Source organism: Vibrio sp. Isolate22 (assembly GCF_022398115.1).
In the GTDB taxonomy this organism is placed as follows: domain Bacteria; phylum Pseudomonadota; class Gammaproteobacteria; order Enterobacterales; family Vibrionaceae; genus Vibrio.
In genome coordinates this window covers 18,709-34,628 of the sequence record NZ_JAKEUW010000040.1, presented here as the reverse complement: position 1 = coordinate 34,628, position 15,920 = coordinate 18,709, and the positions used below count along the sequence as shown (strand labels likewise).

Here is a 15,920-nt window from a genome sequence, read left to right as displayed (position 1 = left end):
ACTATTGCAATGAGTATTCTAAATAACTATCGAATCAACTTTTTTGGGGGCATCGAGGTCGATGTGAGTGTGCCCAATAACAAGGCAACCTACCCTGTTGATGGTCAAAAGCATGACATTTTCAATCCAGCGACATCTACACTGACAGATTTTATCTATAAACATGGCATCTCAGATGAAGAAATCATCGATATGTTCCAGACGCCGACAGAAGAAGGTTATTTCACCAATGGAGGATGGAATATATATGGGCAACATAGTGTCACCACTCAAAAAGTTAAGGTTTATACATCAGGCCACCCTGGCGCGGTTACAACCGACACCCCTTTAGCAAACTTTGACTTCTCTTTACTGGGGTCTGTCAACCCAGACACAAATCAAGCGTATACCTCAAGCCCTGTAATGGTTGACTTGAATCCTTTAGGGCAAACCTACTCACAAATCGCTGTAGGCGGCCTGCTCCTTGGTGACCCCGACAAACCTTTGCTTTATATCCAAAGTGATCAAATCTGCGGAAACATTGGCAATTCATCGGGTGGCTTGTCATTTAAGACTCTGATTGGCGCAAATGATGCCCCAGGTTCAAGTAATTTTGCCGGCACTTGGCAAGTGACTTTTCCAATAACGGAAGATGTAAAAAAAGCATCCGCGCTGAGTGGAAATGATGAAGCAGACCAGATCATTCGAGGTCTTCTCAATACCAAAGGCGCGACTGGGATTGTTGTCAATTTCAGTTTCTTTGAAATGTGCCCGCAAATGACAACTGAAGAATACAATACAAAACTTGCCCAGCGTCAAACACCTCGCAATCCAAGCGTCGGCCGTATAATAGGCACACTCTCTGTCGCATGCGAAGGTGAGACAGCGAACAACCCAGATGGAAGGCTACTCATTAGTCATATCGACAATACCGAACGCGAGAATCAAACCGCACCAGCTTTTGCATGTATCAGCAAAGTGCAAGAACAGGAGTTCCTTTCCGTCAATATGTCCCTTGCGTTCCTTCAAAGTACGTTCAGAGAAGACCGAGCGGGCTTTAAAACAGTTCCGCCAAAACCCGCCATTGATTTTGGTAAGTTAACGATTGTAGGCGGGAAAGAGAGCACCACTTATGGTCCCGATTACATTAACTACTATCAATATGGCGGCATCATTGATATCCCTCTCGATAAACAAACTTCTCAATCATTCGCTTCTAACCCACTGGTAATCAATGGTGAAAAGGTGGTTCACAACAACTACCTACTCCTAAAAGAAACCAGTTACCGGCTTTACTCAAGTGATATCGACGTATACGTGGGCGATAAAGCAGGTGATAGCAAAGAGATCACCATACAAGTTCGCTATTTAGGAGGAGCGCTAGATACCGACCAAACCATCTTATTGTCAACAAATGAAAATACTCCTGGCTTTGCCGACTATCTCGACCTCGACTTAGACGAAGGGAAACCAACTGGGGCGATACCCGTTAAAGCCGGGGCAACATCGTTCAAATACACCATACAAGTTGCTGATAACTCGCCAGGCAAAAACGACCTCGATGAGATGGCAGGCTTCTATGACATCAACTTTAATCTTGGCGAAGCGCAACAAACCATCAACACCCGAAAATTCCAATACACCAATTTTGACCTCGTTGAGGGAGACCCCGTTACATGGGAACTCGTGTATCAACATGCCTTACGGTATCACTACTTAAACTTCTTAGGCATGTCGACGGTGTTTCCGCTGAATGACGCCGAAACCATCCTTAAGCATCGTGAAGGCATCAAAACACGGATGTCTAGCCGATACTGGCCAACTACCTTGTATATGCCAATCGTACGCTCCATGTCACCAAGTCAAGTTCGACTCATTAACGCCTTTGCTTTTAGTGAACCTTGGGATCCCAATAAAGCTATCTAACTCCCCAAAATCGGCACTCTCTGCACAACAGTGAGTGCCCGCATCAGACAGGAACTAAAATGAAGACCGTTATTCATATAGATAAGACTGAAATCACTCAACAGCCTTTGGCATCGCAAATCCTTTGCCGAAACCTACTTAACCCGAGAGGGATGACATTTAACGAAAATGGAGACCTAATTGTCGTCGAAGCAGGCAGCGGCCAAGAAACGATATCCCATAATGGCAAAGTTACCGTGCGCGACAAAGACACAGGCGAGCTTAAACATAATCTGCTCAGCGGTTTAACTGCGATGAATATGCAGCCCAAAATGTGTCGTGATGAGATTATGGGACTTTCAGACATCATTAATGTTACCAATACCGAACAGGAGCAGTGGATTGTCAGTTTCACAGACTATATTCACGGCTCGAAAGTGTTTCATTTAACCGAGGCAGGCACAGAACCCTTGTTTGAAACACAGGGCAATATCAACAGCTTATGCTTTCACCCTCAGCAAGAAGCTTGGTATGGCATAAAGCCCGACACGAACCAAGTGATTGAGTTTCGACTAAACCAAAAAGAAAAAGTCGTTTGCGCTCTGCCAACCCTTGATCAAGGCCAAGAAGCTGTACCCGTCAACGTCATTTACTGCCATGACAATGATCGCTTATTGATTAGCCTGTTTTCAGGTGAATTCCAAACGGACAGTAACAAGCAGGGCGTCAACTTTCTGAAACAGCAGGGGAAAATCGTCGCCCTAGACGTGGGGAGCGGTGCACTTACTACCGTAGTAGAGGGGCTAACGCTTCCTACTGGCATTGCCATCGACCAAACCGGGAACTTGCTCATTACAGAGCTATGTAAAACGACTCTGGAACCACTACCCAGAGATCATATCCCTGATAGGGCAATACACGGAGGGTATCAAAGATTCAGTGGAAGGCTTTTAAGTGTTGATTTTGCTAATAAGAAAGTCAAAGAACTGGCATCGCAGTTAGACACCCCATCTAACATCGCTATTCTAGGGTCAAACATTTATGTGTCGCAAGGAATGGGAGCACATGGTAGAAGAATTCCTCACCCTGACGGAGAGAGAGCTCTCGACGGATTTATTCAAATCTTCCAAGGAAATTTCTGACCTTAAAACTCATGAAATTAGTATAGTTTGTGCAGTTAGCTAAGTAAGCGCTTAATTATCGACGTCATTCCCATTTAAACCCAAGCCCCCGATAATGACAACAGTCATTACCTATGGAGGCTTTTATGTCATCTCTACAGCAAACTTGGCAGCATCATGTCGAGGCTTGGCAAACCACTAACCTCTCGCAAGCGCAATACTGCCGAACCCACGACCTAGACCAATCTCAATTCAGTTATTGGAAACGCAAATTCAACCGCACAAATTCAGTAACCAAGTCAGTCACCTCCAAGTTCGCTCTCGCACAAGTTGAAACCGTCACCGAGCATATCAGTTCATCGCTCACTGTCACGCTACCAAGCGGTGCTCAAGTTGAGGGCATTGATGAGTGCAATGCTCATGTCGCTGTGAAACTCATCGAGTGTATGAGCTAATGCACCAGCCCACGTTAAGACCCGCACTCACGCTACCGAAAATCTACCTCTACCGTGACCCGATTGATTTTCGCAAGTCGCACCGAGGGTTAAGCGCACTCGTTGAGCTAGAGCTCGGCCACAATCCGTTTAGCGGTGAGCTGTACGTTTTCACCAATAAACAGCGCAATAAAATCAAGTGCCTCTTCTGGGAGGACAACGGCTTTGTGCTTTACTACAAATCGCTTGCCGAAGAGAAATTTAAATGGCCAAAGCGCACTGATGAGTTGGTCACCCTCACTGGCCAGCAGATAAATTGGCTGCTTGATGGCTACGATATCTCCTTGATGCAAAGGCATAAAAAGTTGGAATACGAGTCATTGTTTTAGCGACTGCGTATTAACATGAAGGAGATCGGGTAATAACCCCCTGTGTCAGCATAGTTGTCGTCTAGATTTTTAAGGAGATAACTATGTCAGCTAATCCAGTTCCAATTGATGTGAAAACGAAAGGTCAAACTTGGTTATTACCACCATATAATTGGTCTCATCGAAGAATTGCTAAAGAATTAGATGTGAGTCCTTCTGTGGTATCTAAGTGGAGAAATGAACTTGTTGAAAGCGGCCAGTTGTCTACAGAGCCGCCTATAGAAAATGCTGCTACTGATTATTCAGCAGAGCAGAGATTTTTCATAGTGATTGAAACTGCGACAATGTCTGAGCGCGAGTTAGCTGAATACTGTAGGTCTAAAGGGTTATTTGTCGATGACATTAAAGCCTGGCGAGCACTATCTATCAAGGCGCAGAGCGCAGCATCAACTTCAATATCACACAAAGAAAACAAGCAATTACGTGAGGAACGCAGAAAGGTAAAAGCGTTGGAGAAGGAGTTGGCTCGTAAAGAGAAAGCACTTGCTGAAACGGCTGCGCTACTGGTTTTGCGGGAAAAGTTCAATGCCCTCTGGGAAACCAACGAGGAAGATTAATTCCTATCTCAGAGCGGCTTAGAATAGTCACACTTGTTGATGAAGCTGTACGTAAAGGGGCAACAAAGACAAAGGCTTGCTCCACTGTTGGGTTATCAATACGAACGTTTCAGCGTTGGACACGTAACTCTGCCGAAATCACAAGTGACATGCGTCAGCATCCTCGGTTGCGCGAGCCTCATAATAAGCTATCACAAGCCGAAAGGCAGCAGATATTAGATATCTGCAATACATCAAAATATGCCAATTTACCGCCGAATATCATCGTTCCAATGTTGGCTGATGAAGGCATTTACATTGCCTCAGAGTCAACATTTTATCGTGTATTAAAAGCAAATAACCAGCTAGGTAAGCGAACTCGTAGCAAAGCTGGCAAAAGCCCTTCTCGCCCAAAGGTTCAAAAAGCCTGTAAACCAAATCAGGTATGGAGCTGGGATATCAGTTATTTGCCATCGAAAATACGAGGGAAGCACTATTACCTCTATTTAATAATGGATATCTTCAGTAGAAAAGTAGTAGGTGCAGAAGTGTATGATCAGGAGCTAGGCGAATATGCAGCGGAGTTACTCCAAAGAACTGCATGGCGGGAAAAGTGCGTGCAAGCCAACATTACTTTGCACTCAGACAACGGTGCTCCTATGAGAAGTTACACCATGCTTGCCAAGATGCATGATCTTGGGGTCGTAAGTTCTTACTCTAGGCCAAGAGTAAGCAATGACAACCCATACTCGGAATCGTTGTTCAAAACAATAAAGTATTGTCCTTCATGGCCAATGGATGGGTTTTCTTCTATTGAAGACGCTCGGTGTTGGGTTGGTAATTTTGTTGATTGGTATAACAATGAGCATAAACACAGTGGCATAAAGTATGTGACACCTCAGCAGAGGCATTGCGGCGAGGATAGTAAAATTCTCCGACAACGTATACAAGTCTACCAACGCGCTCAATTGACTCATCCAGGCAGATGGAGTCGGCAGGCGAGGGACTGGAGTTATATCGATGAGGTGTACTTGAACCCTGAAAAGTGTGCAGCGTAATCATTAACGTTGCTTAATTGTAAAAAAGGCGACAACTTGCTTGAAAAACAGCGGTATTGGGTGATCTGCTTGGATGAAAATACGCAGCTGTCTTGATGTAGATCAAATAAGTAATGAGTATTTATGTAATCGAATTAGAGTAAAGAATCTATTTTTTTTATCTATTTTTTATAATCATTCAAAAAATTAATTAATTAATATGAGGCTTTTACTGCCAGATTATGGCAATGCAAGGTTGTCAATAGCTTTACTGGTGATGAGCTTCATATATTTACTATTAGGTGGCGATGAAATTATAACTATGAACCCTAAAGAATTTGTTTATGATCATTGATGGGGCTCGAGTATTTCTCTGCTATATGACATATAAGGTCATTAGTGCCGCATTTCATGTGGTGGCGTACTAGGCTTGAGGCTTTTTTGATGTTTAATCCGGATTATTAAGAGGTCTTTGTGCTTCAAATTGATACAAGCCAAGATAGTGTTTCTGCTTCTGGAGTAGCTTGCGCGACGTTGTTAATGCAGTTAGCAGGCATTACGCCAGCAGGGTCGACTGAAACCACTGAAGATATTGCTGTGCTCGAAACGTTACCGTTAAAGAAACAACTACTTACTTTAAGTAAAGCCAACCAAGTACAAATCAAATCACGTAGACTTACACTAAAATCCCTTGAAAACCAGCATGTCCCGTTAGCCTTTAGGCAAAAAAACGGTTGTTATGTGGTACTTGCGCGTTTGTCAGATGAGCAAGCATTATTGCAGGTTATTGGCGAGGATAATCCGCGTATTATTACTCGAGAAGAGCTCACCGAGCAGTGGAGTGGGGATGTTATTCAAGTGTTGGGGCCAGCGCTGCGCTTTGATGTATCTTGGTTTATTCCTGAGTTTATTCGTCATCGTAAGTTGCTGGGTGAAGTACTTGTTTTCTCATTGATGTTGCAGTTATTGGCTTTGGTCACGCCGCTATTTTTTCAGGTGGTGATGGATAAGGTGCTGGTGCATCACGCGCTAGCAACCTTAGATGTGTTGGTTATTGTGTTGGTGATAGTGGGGATTTTTGAGGTAGTACTTAAAGGTATTCGTGAATATTTATTTGTGCACACCTCTAGTCGTATCGATATTCGTTTGGGGATCAAATTATTTCGTCATTTATTAGGGTTACCACTGCTGTATTTTAAACACCGACAAGTGGGCGCGATTATTACCCGAGTCCAAGAGCTTGACAGTATTCGTAATTTTTTAACTGGCTCGATGTTAACCCTGTGTGTGGACGTTTTGTTCACGTTTGTTTTCTTTGCCGTCATGTATTGGTTATCGCCCATGCTCACTGGCATTGTCTTGGTGTCATTGCCTTTTTATTTTTTTTTGGCTCGGTGGACAACCAACCCGTTACAAGCGCGGATTGAAATGCAGTTTCAAACCGCAGCGGTGAATACTTCTTTTTTAAATGAGTCGGTAAGTGGGGCTGAAACAGTAAAAAGCCTTGCCGTTGAGCCGCAAATGCAGCGTAAGTGGGAAGGGCAAACCCAAGAGATGGTCAAGGCAGGTTTTCAAACGCAAACACTTAATGGATTTATCAGCCATGGTGTCATGCTGTTACAAAAAGTAACGAGTGTCGCGATTATTTGGGTGGGTGCAAATTTAGTCATGTCACTGGAGATCACTATCGGGCAATTGATTGCTTTTAACATGATGGCTTCACATGTTAGTCAGCCGATAGCCAAGTTGGTTGAATTATGGCAACAGTTTGTGCAAACCCGTGTTGCTGTAGATAAGCTAGGGGACATGCTTAATTTACCTGCGGAGCAAGAGCAAGCTAGTTACTATCCAGATATCCCACTGCATGGCAGGTTAGATTTACGTAACTTATCGTTTCGGTATCAACCTAATGAACCAAACGTATTAAATAATATTGACCTGTCAATAAAGACGGGAGAGACCTTGGGCATTGTGGGTCCATCAGGTTCAGGAAAGTCTACCCTTGCACGGGTATTAATGAAGCTCTATTTACCCTCAGAAGGCCAATTGTTACTGGATGGCGTACCACTTGATCAGTTTGATCCTGAATATTTACGCAGCCAAATAGGTGTTGTACTGCAAGAGAACTACTTATTTCACCAAAGCGTGCGGGAAAATATCGCTCTCAAAGACCCAAGCGCTTCACTTGATGATGTCGTTGCCGCGGCTAAATTGGCGAGTGCTCATGAATTTATCCTACAACTGCCTAAAGGTTATGACACTGTTTTAGCCGAAGGTGGTGGCTCTTTATCGGGAGGACAGCGCCAGCGCATTGCCATTGCACGGGCGTTAATGGCAAACCCGCGTATCTTGATTTTTGATGAAGCGACCAGTGCGCTTGATGATAAATCCCAAGCATTAATACAAAACAACATGAAATCCATCTGCGCAGGACGCACGGTTATTATCATTGCTCATCGTCTGACAACGGTGCGGCATTGTGACCGTATTATTACTTTAGAAAAAGGGCATATCACGGAGTCAGGTAATCATAATGCCCTATTAGCATTACAGGGCACTTACGCGGGATTATGGCAGCTACAACAAGAATTAAGAGAGGAATAACAGGCCGATGTTTAGGTATTTTAAAACCATAGTACAGGCTTGGCGTAAAGAAAACCAAACTGAAAAGGTCGTTATTAAAAGCCGAGATGAATATGAATTTCAACCGGGCTATCTTGAGATCATTGACCGCCCGCCTGCGCCATTTGCCCGTCGCACTGCATTAGCATTGATGGCCTTGATTATCGTTACGATATTGTGGTCAGTGTTTGGCCGGTTAGATATTAACGCAAATGCAACAGGGCGCTTAATCGTCACGAGTCGCTCCAAGGTGATACAGCCGATATCGCCAGGGGAGATTGCGGCGATTAATGTGCAAGATGGGCAACGCGTTGAACAGGGCGATGTGCTCATTACGCTAAATGTAGTTGGGGTGGATTCTGAGATTGAGGAGTTTGAGCAGCAGCTTATTTATAAGCAGCTTGAGCAAGCGCGCCTGCTTGCGCTTCTTGAAACTCAAGCGATTAATGAAGAGCAGTCAGACCCACTGGTATTATTTGTTGCGCCAGCACAAGCTAGTGCCAGTCAGGTATTAGTCGCAAAGGATAATTTACGCAGTGATTGGCAGGAGATCATGACCAATCTTGAGCGGTTGGATAGTGATATCGTAGTCAATGAAGCCACGCAACAAGCCCGTGAGATAGAGGTGAACTCGTTACGAAAATTGATTGCAAATATCAAAACACGCTTGGAGGCCAGCAGGTTGTTGGTTGAAAAGGAGCAGTTTCCTCGTATTGAATACCTTGCCCAGCAAAAAGAGCTATTAAGCACCCAGTTTCAATTAGCAGAAAAACAAAATGAGGCCACGGTATTAAAGGCTCAGGCAAATAGTTTAATGCAGCAACGTTCGAGCTATTTAAGTCAAACCCGAAAAGCAGCTTATGACACGTTAAGCAACGTACAAGCTGAATTAGCGGTCATCACGCAAAAACTTGTCCAAGCACAAGATAAGCGCCGTCAGCATAAACTGTTAGCACCAGTCAGTGGCGTGGTGCAACAATTAGCTGTGCACACCGTGGGTGGCGTCGTACAACCTGCGCAAGCTTTGATGGTGATAGTGCCAGAAGGTGCGCTGTTGGAAGCGGAAGTCATGGTGCTAAATAAAGATGTCGGATTTGTATATAACGGCCAACACGTGGAAGTGAAAGTGGATGCTTTTCCATATACCCGTTATGGCACCCTCGCTGGTAAGGTTGTGAATGTATCTAAAGATGCGGTTGAAAATGAACAGCTGGGTTTGGTGTTTCCTACGAGGGTGAACTTAACTGAAAACAACATTTTGGTTGAAGACCAGTATGTACCACTGCAAGCGGGCATGTCGATCAATGCTGAGATACGTACCGGTGACCGCCGAGTGATTGATTACTTGCTCAGTCCCTTGCAGCAGTATCAATCAGAAGCCTTGAGGGAGCGCTAATGACGGAGGTAATAAATAGCAGCCCGCGTTATCGAGCTAGCTTCATGCAAACCATGAACACCGATATGGAAGTTACAGCGATTAAGGGCCAATTGAACACTAATGCTGATAGTACGAATAGCCACTGCAGTACTGATAACACAGTGAGCTCTGAGCAAAATAAAACCGCTCAGCAAGAACAAAATAGGTCGCAACTCCACGAAACATTGAAGCGTGATGCTGTATTGATGCCAAAAAATGAACAGGCTATCACAGCGCTGGTTAGGGCTGCACATCATTTTAAGAAAATAGTGGAAGTAAAGCAGCTTCTTCATCAATTAGGTCGCAGCGACTTAGCAGTTGATGAGGTAGATTTATGTCGCTGCGCGAGCTGGTCTGGATTGAGGGCAAGACCATTAATGACCACAGTAAGTCGGCTCTCTATGCTGCCTTTACCCGCTTTGTTAAATACAGACAAAGGGTGGTTACTATTAGAGCGTGTCACAAGAGAGGGTGAGAAAGCAACAACGTTAGCGCTGTTTAATGCGCAGAGTAATCAGGTAGAAAACTTATCTATCACAGCGATTTCAAGCTGCTGGCAAGGGGAAGTTATCTTACTCGCAGAAGAGGCAGAGCCGACTAAGAAACGTGTCTTTGGTTTCAGCTGGTTTATCCCCTCAATACAAAAACACCTACGGCAGTTTGGCTGGGTGTTGTTGGTGTCATTAATGATGCAGTTGATTGCTCTGGTGACACCGCTAATTTTTTCTAATGTGATAGATCGGGTGTTAGTGAGCCGCAGCTTATCCAGTTTGCAAGTCTTGGGGTTTGCTTTGATGACGCTAGCTATCTTTGAGCCGATTTATGGGTTTATTCGTAGCTGGTTATTTGCCAATGTTGCCAGCAAGGTGAATTCAGAGCTTTCAGCCAAACTGTATCAACACCTAGTCGCTTTGCCAATGCAGTATTTTCAACAGCGCCAAACAGGCGAAGTCATTGCACGGGTGCGGGAAATGGCGCAGATACGCCAATTCTTAACGGGCTCCGCGCTGACCATGTTATTGGACATGGTATTTATTGGGCTGTTTGTAGCGGTGATGTTTGCTTATGCACCGAAGCTTACATTTATTGTATTAGGCTCTTTGGTTATCTACTTTGTGTTTTGGCTGACTATAGGACCAATTTTAAGGGCAAGAGTGCTGCGTGAATATGAGCTAAGCGCAGAGAATACCGCTTATCTTTCAGCCACTATCACCGGTGTTGAGACGGTTAAAACTACCGCCACAGAATCTCGTTTTATACATCAATGGGAGCAGCGACTTGCTGCGTTTATCCGCGCGTCATTTAAGGCCAATGTAGTGGGTATTTGTGCAGGACAAGGTATCGGTTTGATTCAAAAAATCACCTCAGCAATAGTGCTCTGGTGGGGGGTAACCTTGGTGATGGAAGGCACTTTAACCGCAGGTGGACTGGTGGCTTTTAATATGCTCTCTGGACACGTAACTCAACCGATTCTTCGTCTTGCTCAATTGTGGCAGGATTTTCAGCAAACCCTGATATCACTACGCCGAGTGGGGGATATATTGGATGAACCGACAGAGCAAGGTAGTGGTGGACTGGCGTCTATTCCCGAATTAAAAGGCAGTATCAGTTTTAAGAATGTGCGTTTTCGTTATCAAGAAGACATGCCAGAGGTACTGCAAAATCTAAATATAGATATTAAGGCGGGCGAGTTTGTGGGGATAACGGGGCCATCAGGATCAGGCAAATCGACATTAACGCGCTTGCTGCAGCGTTTGTATATACCGCAGCATGGTCAGGTGTTGGTAGATGGATTGGATTTGGCAATAGCAGACCCGGTGACATTACGCCGGAGTATGAGTGTGGTACTGCAAGAAAGCGTGCTGTTCTCAGGCTCGATTGCGGAGAATATTCGCCTTTGTCATCCACAGGCCAGTGATGAGGCCGTGATGGAAGCGGCTATGTTATCGGGTGCGCATCAGTTTATTACCGAGCAACCGGAGGGTTACGAGACGCAAGTGGGAGAGAAGGGTAGCCGGCTTTCGGGTGGGCAGCGTCAGCGTATTGCCTTGGCACGAGCGCTTATTACGCAGCCTAAGATTTTACTACTTGATGAAGCGACGAGTGCCTTAGATTACGAATCGGAAGCAGCCATTATGGCGAACAAGGATGCAATTAGTGCAGGCCGAACGGTAATAAGTATCGCGCATAGGCTTAATACGTTACGTCATGCGGATAGGATATTGGTGATGGATAAGGGGTTGATAATGGAATCAGGCACTCATGATGAATTGGTGGCTAAGCAAGGGATTTATGCGGAGCTTTGGCAACAGCAGCAGGGATAATGCTGACGAATATATTGAAATTTTCCCTAGTGACTATTAAGGGAAAGGACACGCATGAGATGGTGCGGGTCTTTATTAAATGGGTTTGCCCCGACCTATTTAATTAATTGAAATGGGCGCTAGCTCGGTTGTTGATATTTAATTATTTTAGCAACCGAGCCAATAATGACTAAAGGAAAATCAAATGGCGGTAGCAAATCCAACTCAACAATCAACAGGTCAACCAGAGTCAAGTGCATCAAAGGTCGACTATGATTCAATTATGAGGAATATTGGTAACAATATTATTGACCAAGCGAGAGGAAAAGCACCTAAAGACCCATTGGGTATGATTGATGTACTAATACAATCGATGGATAGATCTCAAGATCACGATATAATTCAGGCTCTTGAGGAATTAAAAACGGATCCGGAAATCGCTACAATAGTGTCTAACTTTGAAAAAGGCTTGAATGGAGAGCTCGATTTATCAAAGGTTGCAGGCTCTGACGCAAGTGTTGCAGATGCGGGGATTCGTCCCAGTAAAACAGCAACAGAAAACCTGATCGCTTATAGTGATTATATTTCAGGCTCAGGGACCACTGTTGGGGGGTTTGTTTCAGGACAAGGGGTAGCATTACCGGAGTTGGTGGCTGAGGCTGGTGTAGCATTTCGCCCATCCCCTATAGATAAAATCAAAAAGAAGCTATCGACACAAGAGTTGTATTTAAAGAACTGGGCAGCAGCAGAGGCTAATCCAGGCAAGGTGAGTATAACTAAATTAAAAGTCGAGGAACGCCGACGCCGTATGCTACGGTTTGATGAAACATTTAATATTAATGATCCATTAGATAAGAACGCGTTTTCTCCTGCAGAACACGCTCAACATCGTTCTAGTCAGTTTAAATCAGAGCTATTAGTGAGGGCGAGAAATAAGAAATTAACAGCAAGTTCCATTTTTTCAAAAGCAGGCACTGGAGTCAAAGTAGCTGGTGCAGGTTTTGGTATCGGTCAAGGTATTACAGATATTATTGCAGGCTCCAATAAAGGAGCTGGCTTTGATAAAGATTTTCGCATAGCTCAGGGGACATTTGCTCTGGGTTCTGGAATTGCGAGCGTTGCGGAGGTTGTAACCGAAAAAATTTCGAAAAAACTCGCTAAGACAGCTGGTAAATCGGCGGGTAAAGCCGTTGCTAAAAAAGCTGCACGATTTGCTCCTGTAGCCGGTGGTATTATTAGTATGGGACTTGGGGTCACGAATGTGATCAAAAATGCGACAGCAGCTGATGCCGCCAGAAAAGAAGGCAACCATGGGCGTGCAGCCATGTTTGGTGTTATGAGTGCCCTTGATTCTGTAACCGTCGTTTTAGACGCAGTAAGTACAGTTTTGGATTTTATCCCTGGTATTGGTACTGCTGCTTCCTTTATTGTTGATTTAATCAGCACTGTCGTGGGATTGGTCAGTGATTTGATTGGCTTTTTTACTGAAATGGTGGATACACGAACTCCTGATCAAAAACTAGAGCAAGCTTTTGATAAATACATTGATTCTGATGAATTTAAAAAGTATGTAGATGACATGTGGAGCTCTTTCAAAGAGAAAGGCTACGACTCTCTAGAGGTTATAACAGATGCGTTAGTTTCCGGTGTAGATGAAGATAATGAATTCACTGACACTTACCTTCTAGAGCAAAAAAGGACAATTGAGCGACGCCTAGATAAGCTAAAAGGCCAGTCTCAAGATGCGTTAAAAAAGCTGAATAATGCTATTGTAGACATATCACAAGGAAAAGGAACATTAACTGGCGGCGATGGTAATGACCTGATCCAAATAGCCGCTAATACGATAAAAGGCCTTAAAACGTTAGATGGTGGCAATGGCAACGATATTTTATTAGGCGCAGATTTAAAACAAATACTTAAAGGGGGGGATGGCGACGATTATTTAGACGGTTATGGTGGCTCTGATATTTTACTTGGACAAAAAGGTAATGACACTCTTGTTTATGATCCAAAAGATAGCATTATTAGCGGAGGTCCAGGTAAAGACACGTTAAAATTCATTCGCCAAAATAGTGACTCTAATCTTAGTGAACCAATAACGCTCTTTGTAGATGCAAAAACTCAATATGCTGAAGAGTTTAATTCTGGGAATAAGATTTCAAACCGAGCTCATTTTTCTGGGATTGAACGGTTTAATTTTTTGCCATCAGTCACTCATGGCGTCCATTTTAAAGGAAGTGAGAATTCAGACCGTGTTGTTATAGGCAGCAATGTATCTTCTGGGAGAATGAGTTTTAGCTATCCAATAGAAGGAAAAATAGATTCTGTGGTTAAAACTCGTGGTGGTGATGATGTTATTGTTTCTGAACAAAAGGTAAGCGGCCAGAACTATGGTCTAAGTGTCGATGGTGGTGCGGGTTCAGATACACTTGCGATTATTTCCGATGGTAGTGTAACAACCTTAGAACCTTATGTTACCGCTGACACGGTCTTAAACTTACGAATTGATCCTAGCTACTTAAAAGAGCTTAAAACCTATGCTAGAAATATTGAAAATATTCATTTTTCAATCTCTTCTGATCATAAAAATAAAAATATACATTTTAGTGCTAAAGATTATAAGGACGTTGAAAATAAGGATAATAAATTAAGTTACCATTTAGATCTAAAAAATACTAAGGGTGGTAAATTTACATTTTCTGGTTCTAATTTTGACGAGATGGTTCAATTATCAAACGTCACATGGAATGATATAGATACACTTGATGGCGGAAATGGCCAAGATACTTTAGATCTTTCAAAGCTAAATTCTGGTCGTGTTTTGGTTGATCTAGAAAAAAATATCATAAAGAGACTTTATACTAATAATGATAAAACCATCCGTTCATTTGAAACGGTGAGAGGCAGTGCAAGTAATGGGGATCAACTTAAAGCTTCTAAGTCAGGCTCAACTCTCATTGCCTATGGAGGTAGCGATGTTTTATATGGTAACGATGGCAATGATGTTTTAGTGGCTAGTAATGGTAAATACCATTATTTGAATGGAGGAAAAGGTATTGATACCTATATTATAACCCCAGAATCAAGTGACACTAAGATATTTGATGAAAGTGAATTCAATCAGATATTCTTGACTTCTGTCAATAGTCTAGATGAGTTAGAATTAGTGATGGAAAATGATGCTTTAACATTTAAAAATAAAAGCTCTGGTGAAGTTATCTTTAGTGATATGGCCAGCATCAACGAGATCCACTTTGGTGAAAATGATATGCAAGCGCTGATAGAGAATTTTACTATGCGTTTTCCAATGATTAAATTATCAGACAAGACTATTGGTGCACATGAGCTTAACTTGTGGATGGAAGATCAGCTTTCAGATTATATTTATAATGGTTTAACTACTTATGAAGATGAGCTAGCTATTAATCGTTGGTCTTCATATGTTGAAGCAGACTCACTTTCTAACGCAGTAACAGGCTCAGTAAACGATACTGTTGTGATTAAAAATTTAAGTCCTGATGCACTTAAAGAGAGAAAAGCCTATCCTGATATGAGCTTTGTTAAGAGAACTATGGTTTCAACTAATGACGGTAATGATATTATTGATACGACTCAGCGTATCAATGGTGGTGACTTAAAGTTGAAACTGTTGCCGGGGCAAGGTAACGATATGGTGATGATTGATGGTAATAACAATATTGAGATAGACTTCGGTAAGCAAAAGAGTGGTAATATAGATACTTTAGCTATTAAAGGAGAGGTTAGTTCAATCTCTACTATAGCGAAATTGTCTGAAGGTGTTTACCAACTTAATTTTTCAACCGGTAAGAGTACTAAGCTTAAAGGTCTGCCTACTAAGCTTCAGTTTATATCAGGAAAAAATGTAAGAACTGTTACAGGGGGTAATGTTATCTCTGAGTTTTTAGATGAGCTTTCCGCAGGAAATGATGTTAGTTTTGGGCAAGCAGGATCAACTAAAGCTCCTGATACTTATAAATTAGCGTCAGCAATGGCCGGATTTAGCAGTGGTTCTATGGGTACTTCACATGCACCTAATCAACCGAACGACTTTAATCCGTTTATACTAACCGCAGTTGGTTAAGCATAAGCTGGAGTCGATATAGTAGGGGGTCTA

9 protein-coding genes are annotated in these 15,920 nt (G+C 43.1%); all 9 read left to right on the top strand.

The annotated features are described in order from the left end of the window. The first annotated feature begins 9 nt into the window (after positions 1–9). The 9 genes from L1D55_RS19050 to L1D55_RS19010 all read left to right on the top strand — a co-directional run bounded on the left by L1D55_RS19050 (position 10) and on the right by L1D55_RS19010 (position 15,887). On the top strand, positions 10–1,905 hold the full coding sequence (locus L1D55_RS19050) for a hypothetical protein (RefSeq protein ID WP_239918471.1): 1,896 nt from the start codon (positions 10–12) through the stop codon (positions 1,903–1,905). A 59-nt stretch (positions 1,906–1,964) separates the two neighbouring features. Further along, positions 1,965–3,026, top strand: coding sequence for a hypothetical protein (locus L1D55_RS19045; protein WP_239918470.1), 1,062 nt, complete (start codon positions 1,965–1,967; stop codon positions 3,024–3,026). A 125-nt stretch (positions 3,027–3,151) separates the two neighbouring features. Beyond that, positions 3,152–3,460: an IS66 family insertion sequence element accessory protein TnpB gene (locus L1D55_RS19040; RefSeq protein ID WP_188048024.1), complete on the top strand. Its 309-nt coding sequence runs from the start codon at positions 3,152–3,154 to the stop codon at positions 3,458–3,460. After that, the gene (gene tnpB, locus L1D55_RS19035) at positions 3,460–3,828 is read left to right on the top strand and encodes an IS66 family insertion sequence element accessory protein TnpB (protein ID WP_239918469.1); all 369 of its coding nucleotides are present in this window, start codon (positions 3,460–3,462) and stop codon (positions 3,826–3,828) included. Before L1D55_RS19040 ends, tnpB begins: the two co-directional genes overlap by 1 nt. An 83-nt stretch (positions 3,829–3,911) precedes the next feature. After that, positions 3,912–5,461, top strand: a protein-coding gene (locus L1D55_RS19030) for an IS3 family transposase (protein WP_239918468.1) whose coding sequence is annotated in 2 segments (ribosomal slippage) — positions 3,912–4,392 and positions 4,392–5,461 — 1,551 coding nt in all. Because the reading frame shifts where the segments join, the coding sequence is not laid out codon by codon here. 519 nt (positions 5,462–5,980) lie between these two features. Continuing rightward, the gene (locus L1D55_RS19025; protein ID WP_239918477.1) at positions 5,981–8,044 is read left to right on the top strand and encodes a type I secretion system permease/ATPase; all 2,064 of its coding nucleotides are present in this window, start codon (positions 5,981–5,983) and stop codon (positions 8,042–8,044) included. Positions 8,045–8,051: 7 nt separating this feature from the next. Continuing rightward, complete coding sequence (locus tag L1D55_RS19020) at positions 8,052–9,458, top strand: HlyD family type I secretion periplasmic adaptor subunit (RefSeq protein WP_239918467.1); 1,407 nt, start codon at positions 8,052–8,054, stop codon at positions 9,456–9,458. Continuing rightward, positions 9,458–11,803, top strand: coding sequence for a type I secretion system permease/ATPase (locus L1D55_RS19015; RefSeq protein WP_239918466.1), 2,346 nt, complete (start codon positions 9,458–9,460; stop codon positions 11,801–11,803). Before L1D55_RS19020 ends, L1D55_RS19015 begins: the two co-directional genes overlap by 1 nt. A gap of 184 nt (positions 11,804–11,987) precedes the next feature. Next, positions 11,988–15,887: a calcium-binding protein gene (locus tag L1D55_RS19010; protein WP_239918465.1), complete on the top strand. Its 3,900-nt coding sequence runs from the start codon at positions 11,988–11,990 to the stop codon at positions 15,885–15,887. Positions 15,888–15,920 lie beyond the last annotated feature (33 nt).

What these genes read in the sequence shown, in the direction of transcription:
- L1D55_RS19050 (WP_239918471.1), top strand. Translation starts at nt 10, where the DNA reads ATGAGTATTCTAAATAACTATCGAATCAACTTTTTTGGGGGCATCGAG.
- L1D55_RS19045 (WP_239918470.1), top strand. Translation starts at nt 1,965, where the DNA reads ATGAAGACCGTTATTCATATAGATAAGACTGAAATCACTCAACAGCCT.
- L1D55_RS19040 (WP_188048024.1), top strand. Translation starts at nt 3,152, where the DNA reads ATGTCATCTCTACAGCAAACTTGGCAGCATCATGTCGAGGCTTGGCAA.
- tnpB (WP_239918469.1), top strand. Translation starts at nt 3,460, where the DNA reads ATGCACCAGCCCACGTTAAGACCCGCACTCACGCTACCGAAAATCTAC.
- L1D55_RS19025 (WP_239918477.1), top strand. Translation starts at nt 5,981, where the DNA reads ATGCAGTTAGCAGGCATTACGCCAGCAGGGTCGACTGAAACCACTGAA.
- L1D55_RS19020 (WP_239918467.1), top strand. Translation starts at nt 8,052, where the DNA reads ATGTTTAGGTATTTTAAAACCATAGTACAGGCTTGGCGTAAAGAAAAC.
- L1D55_RS19015 (WP_239918466.1), top strand. Translation starts at nt 9,458, where the DNA reads ATGACGGAGGTAATAAATAGCAGCCCGCGTTATCGAGCTAGCTTCATG.
- L1D55_RS19010 (WP_239918465.1), top strand. Translation starts at nt 11,988, where the DNA reads ATGGCGGTAGCAAATCCAACTCAACAATCAACAGGTCAACCAGAGTCA.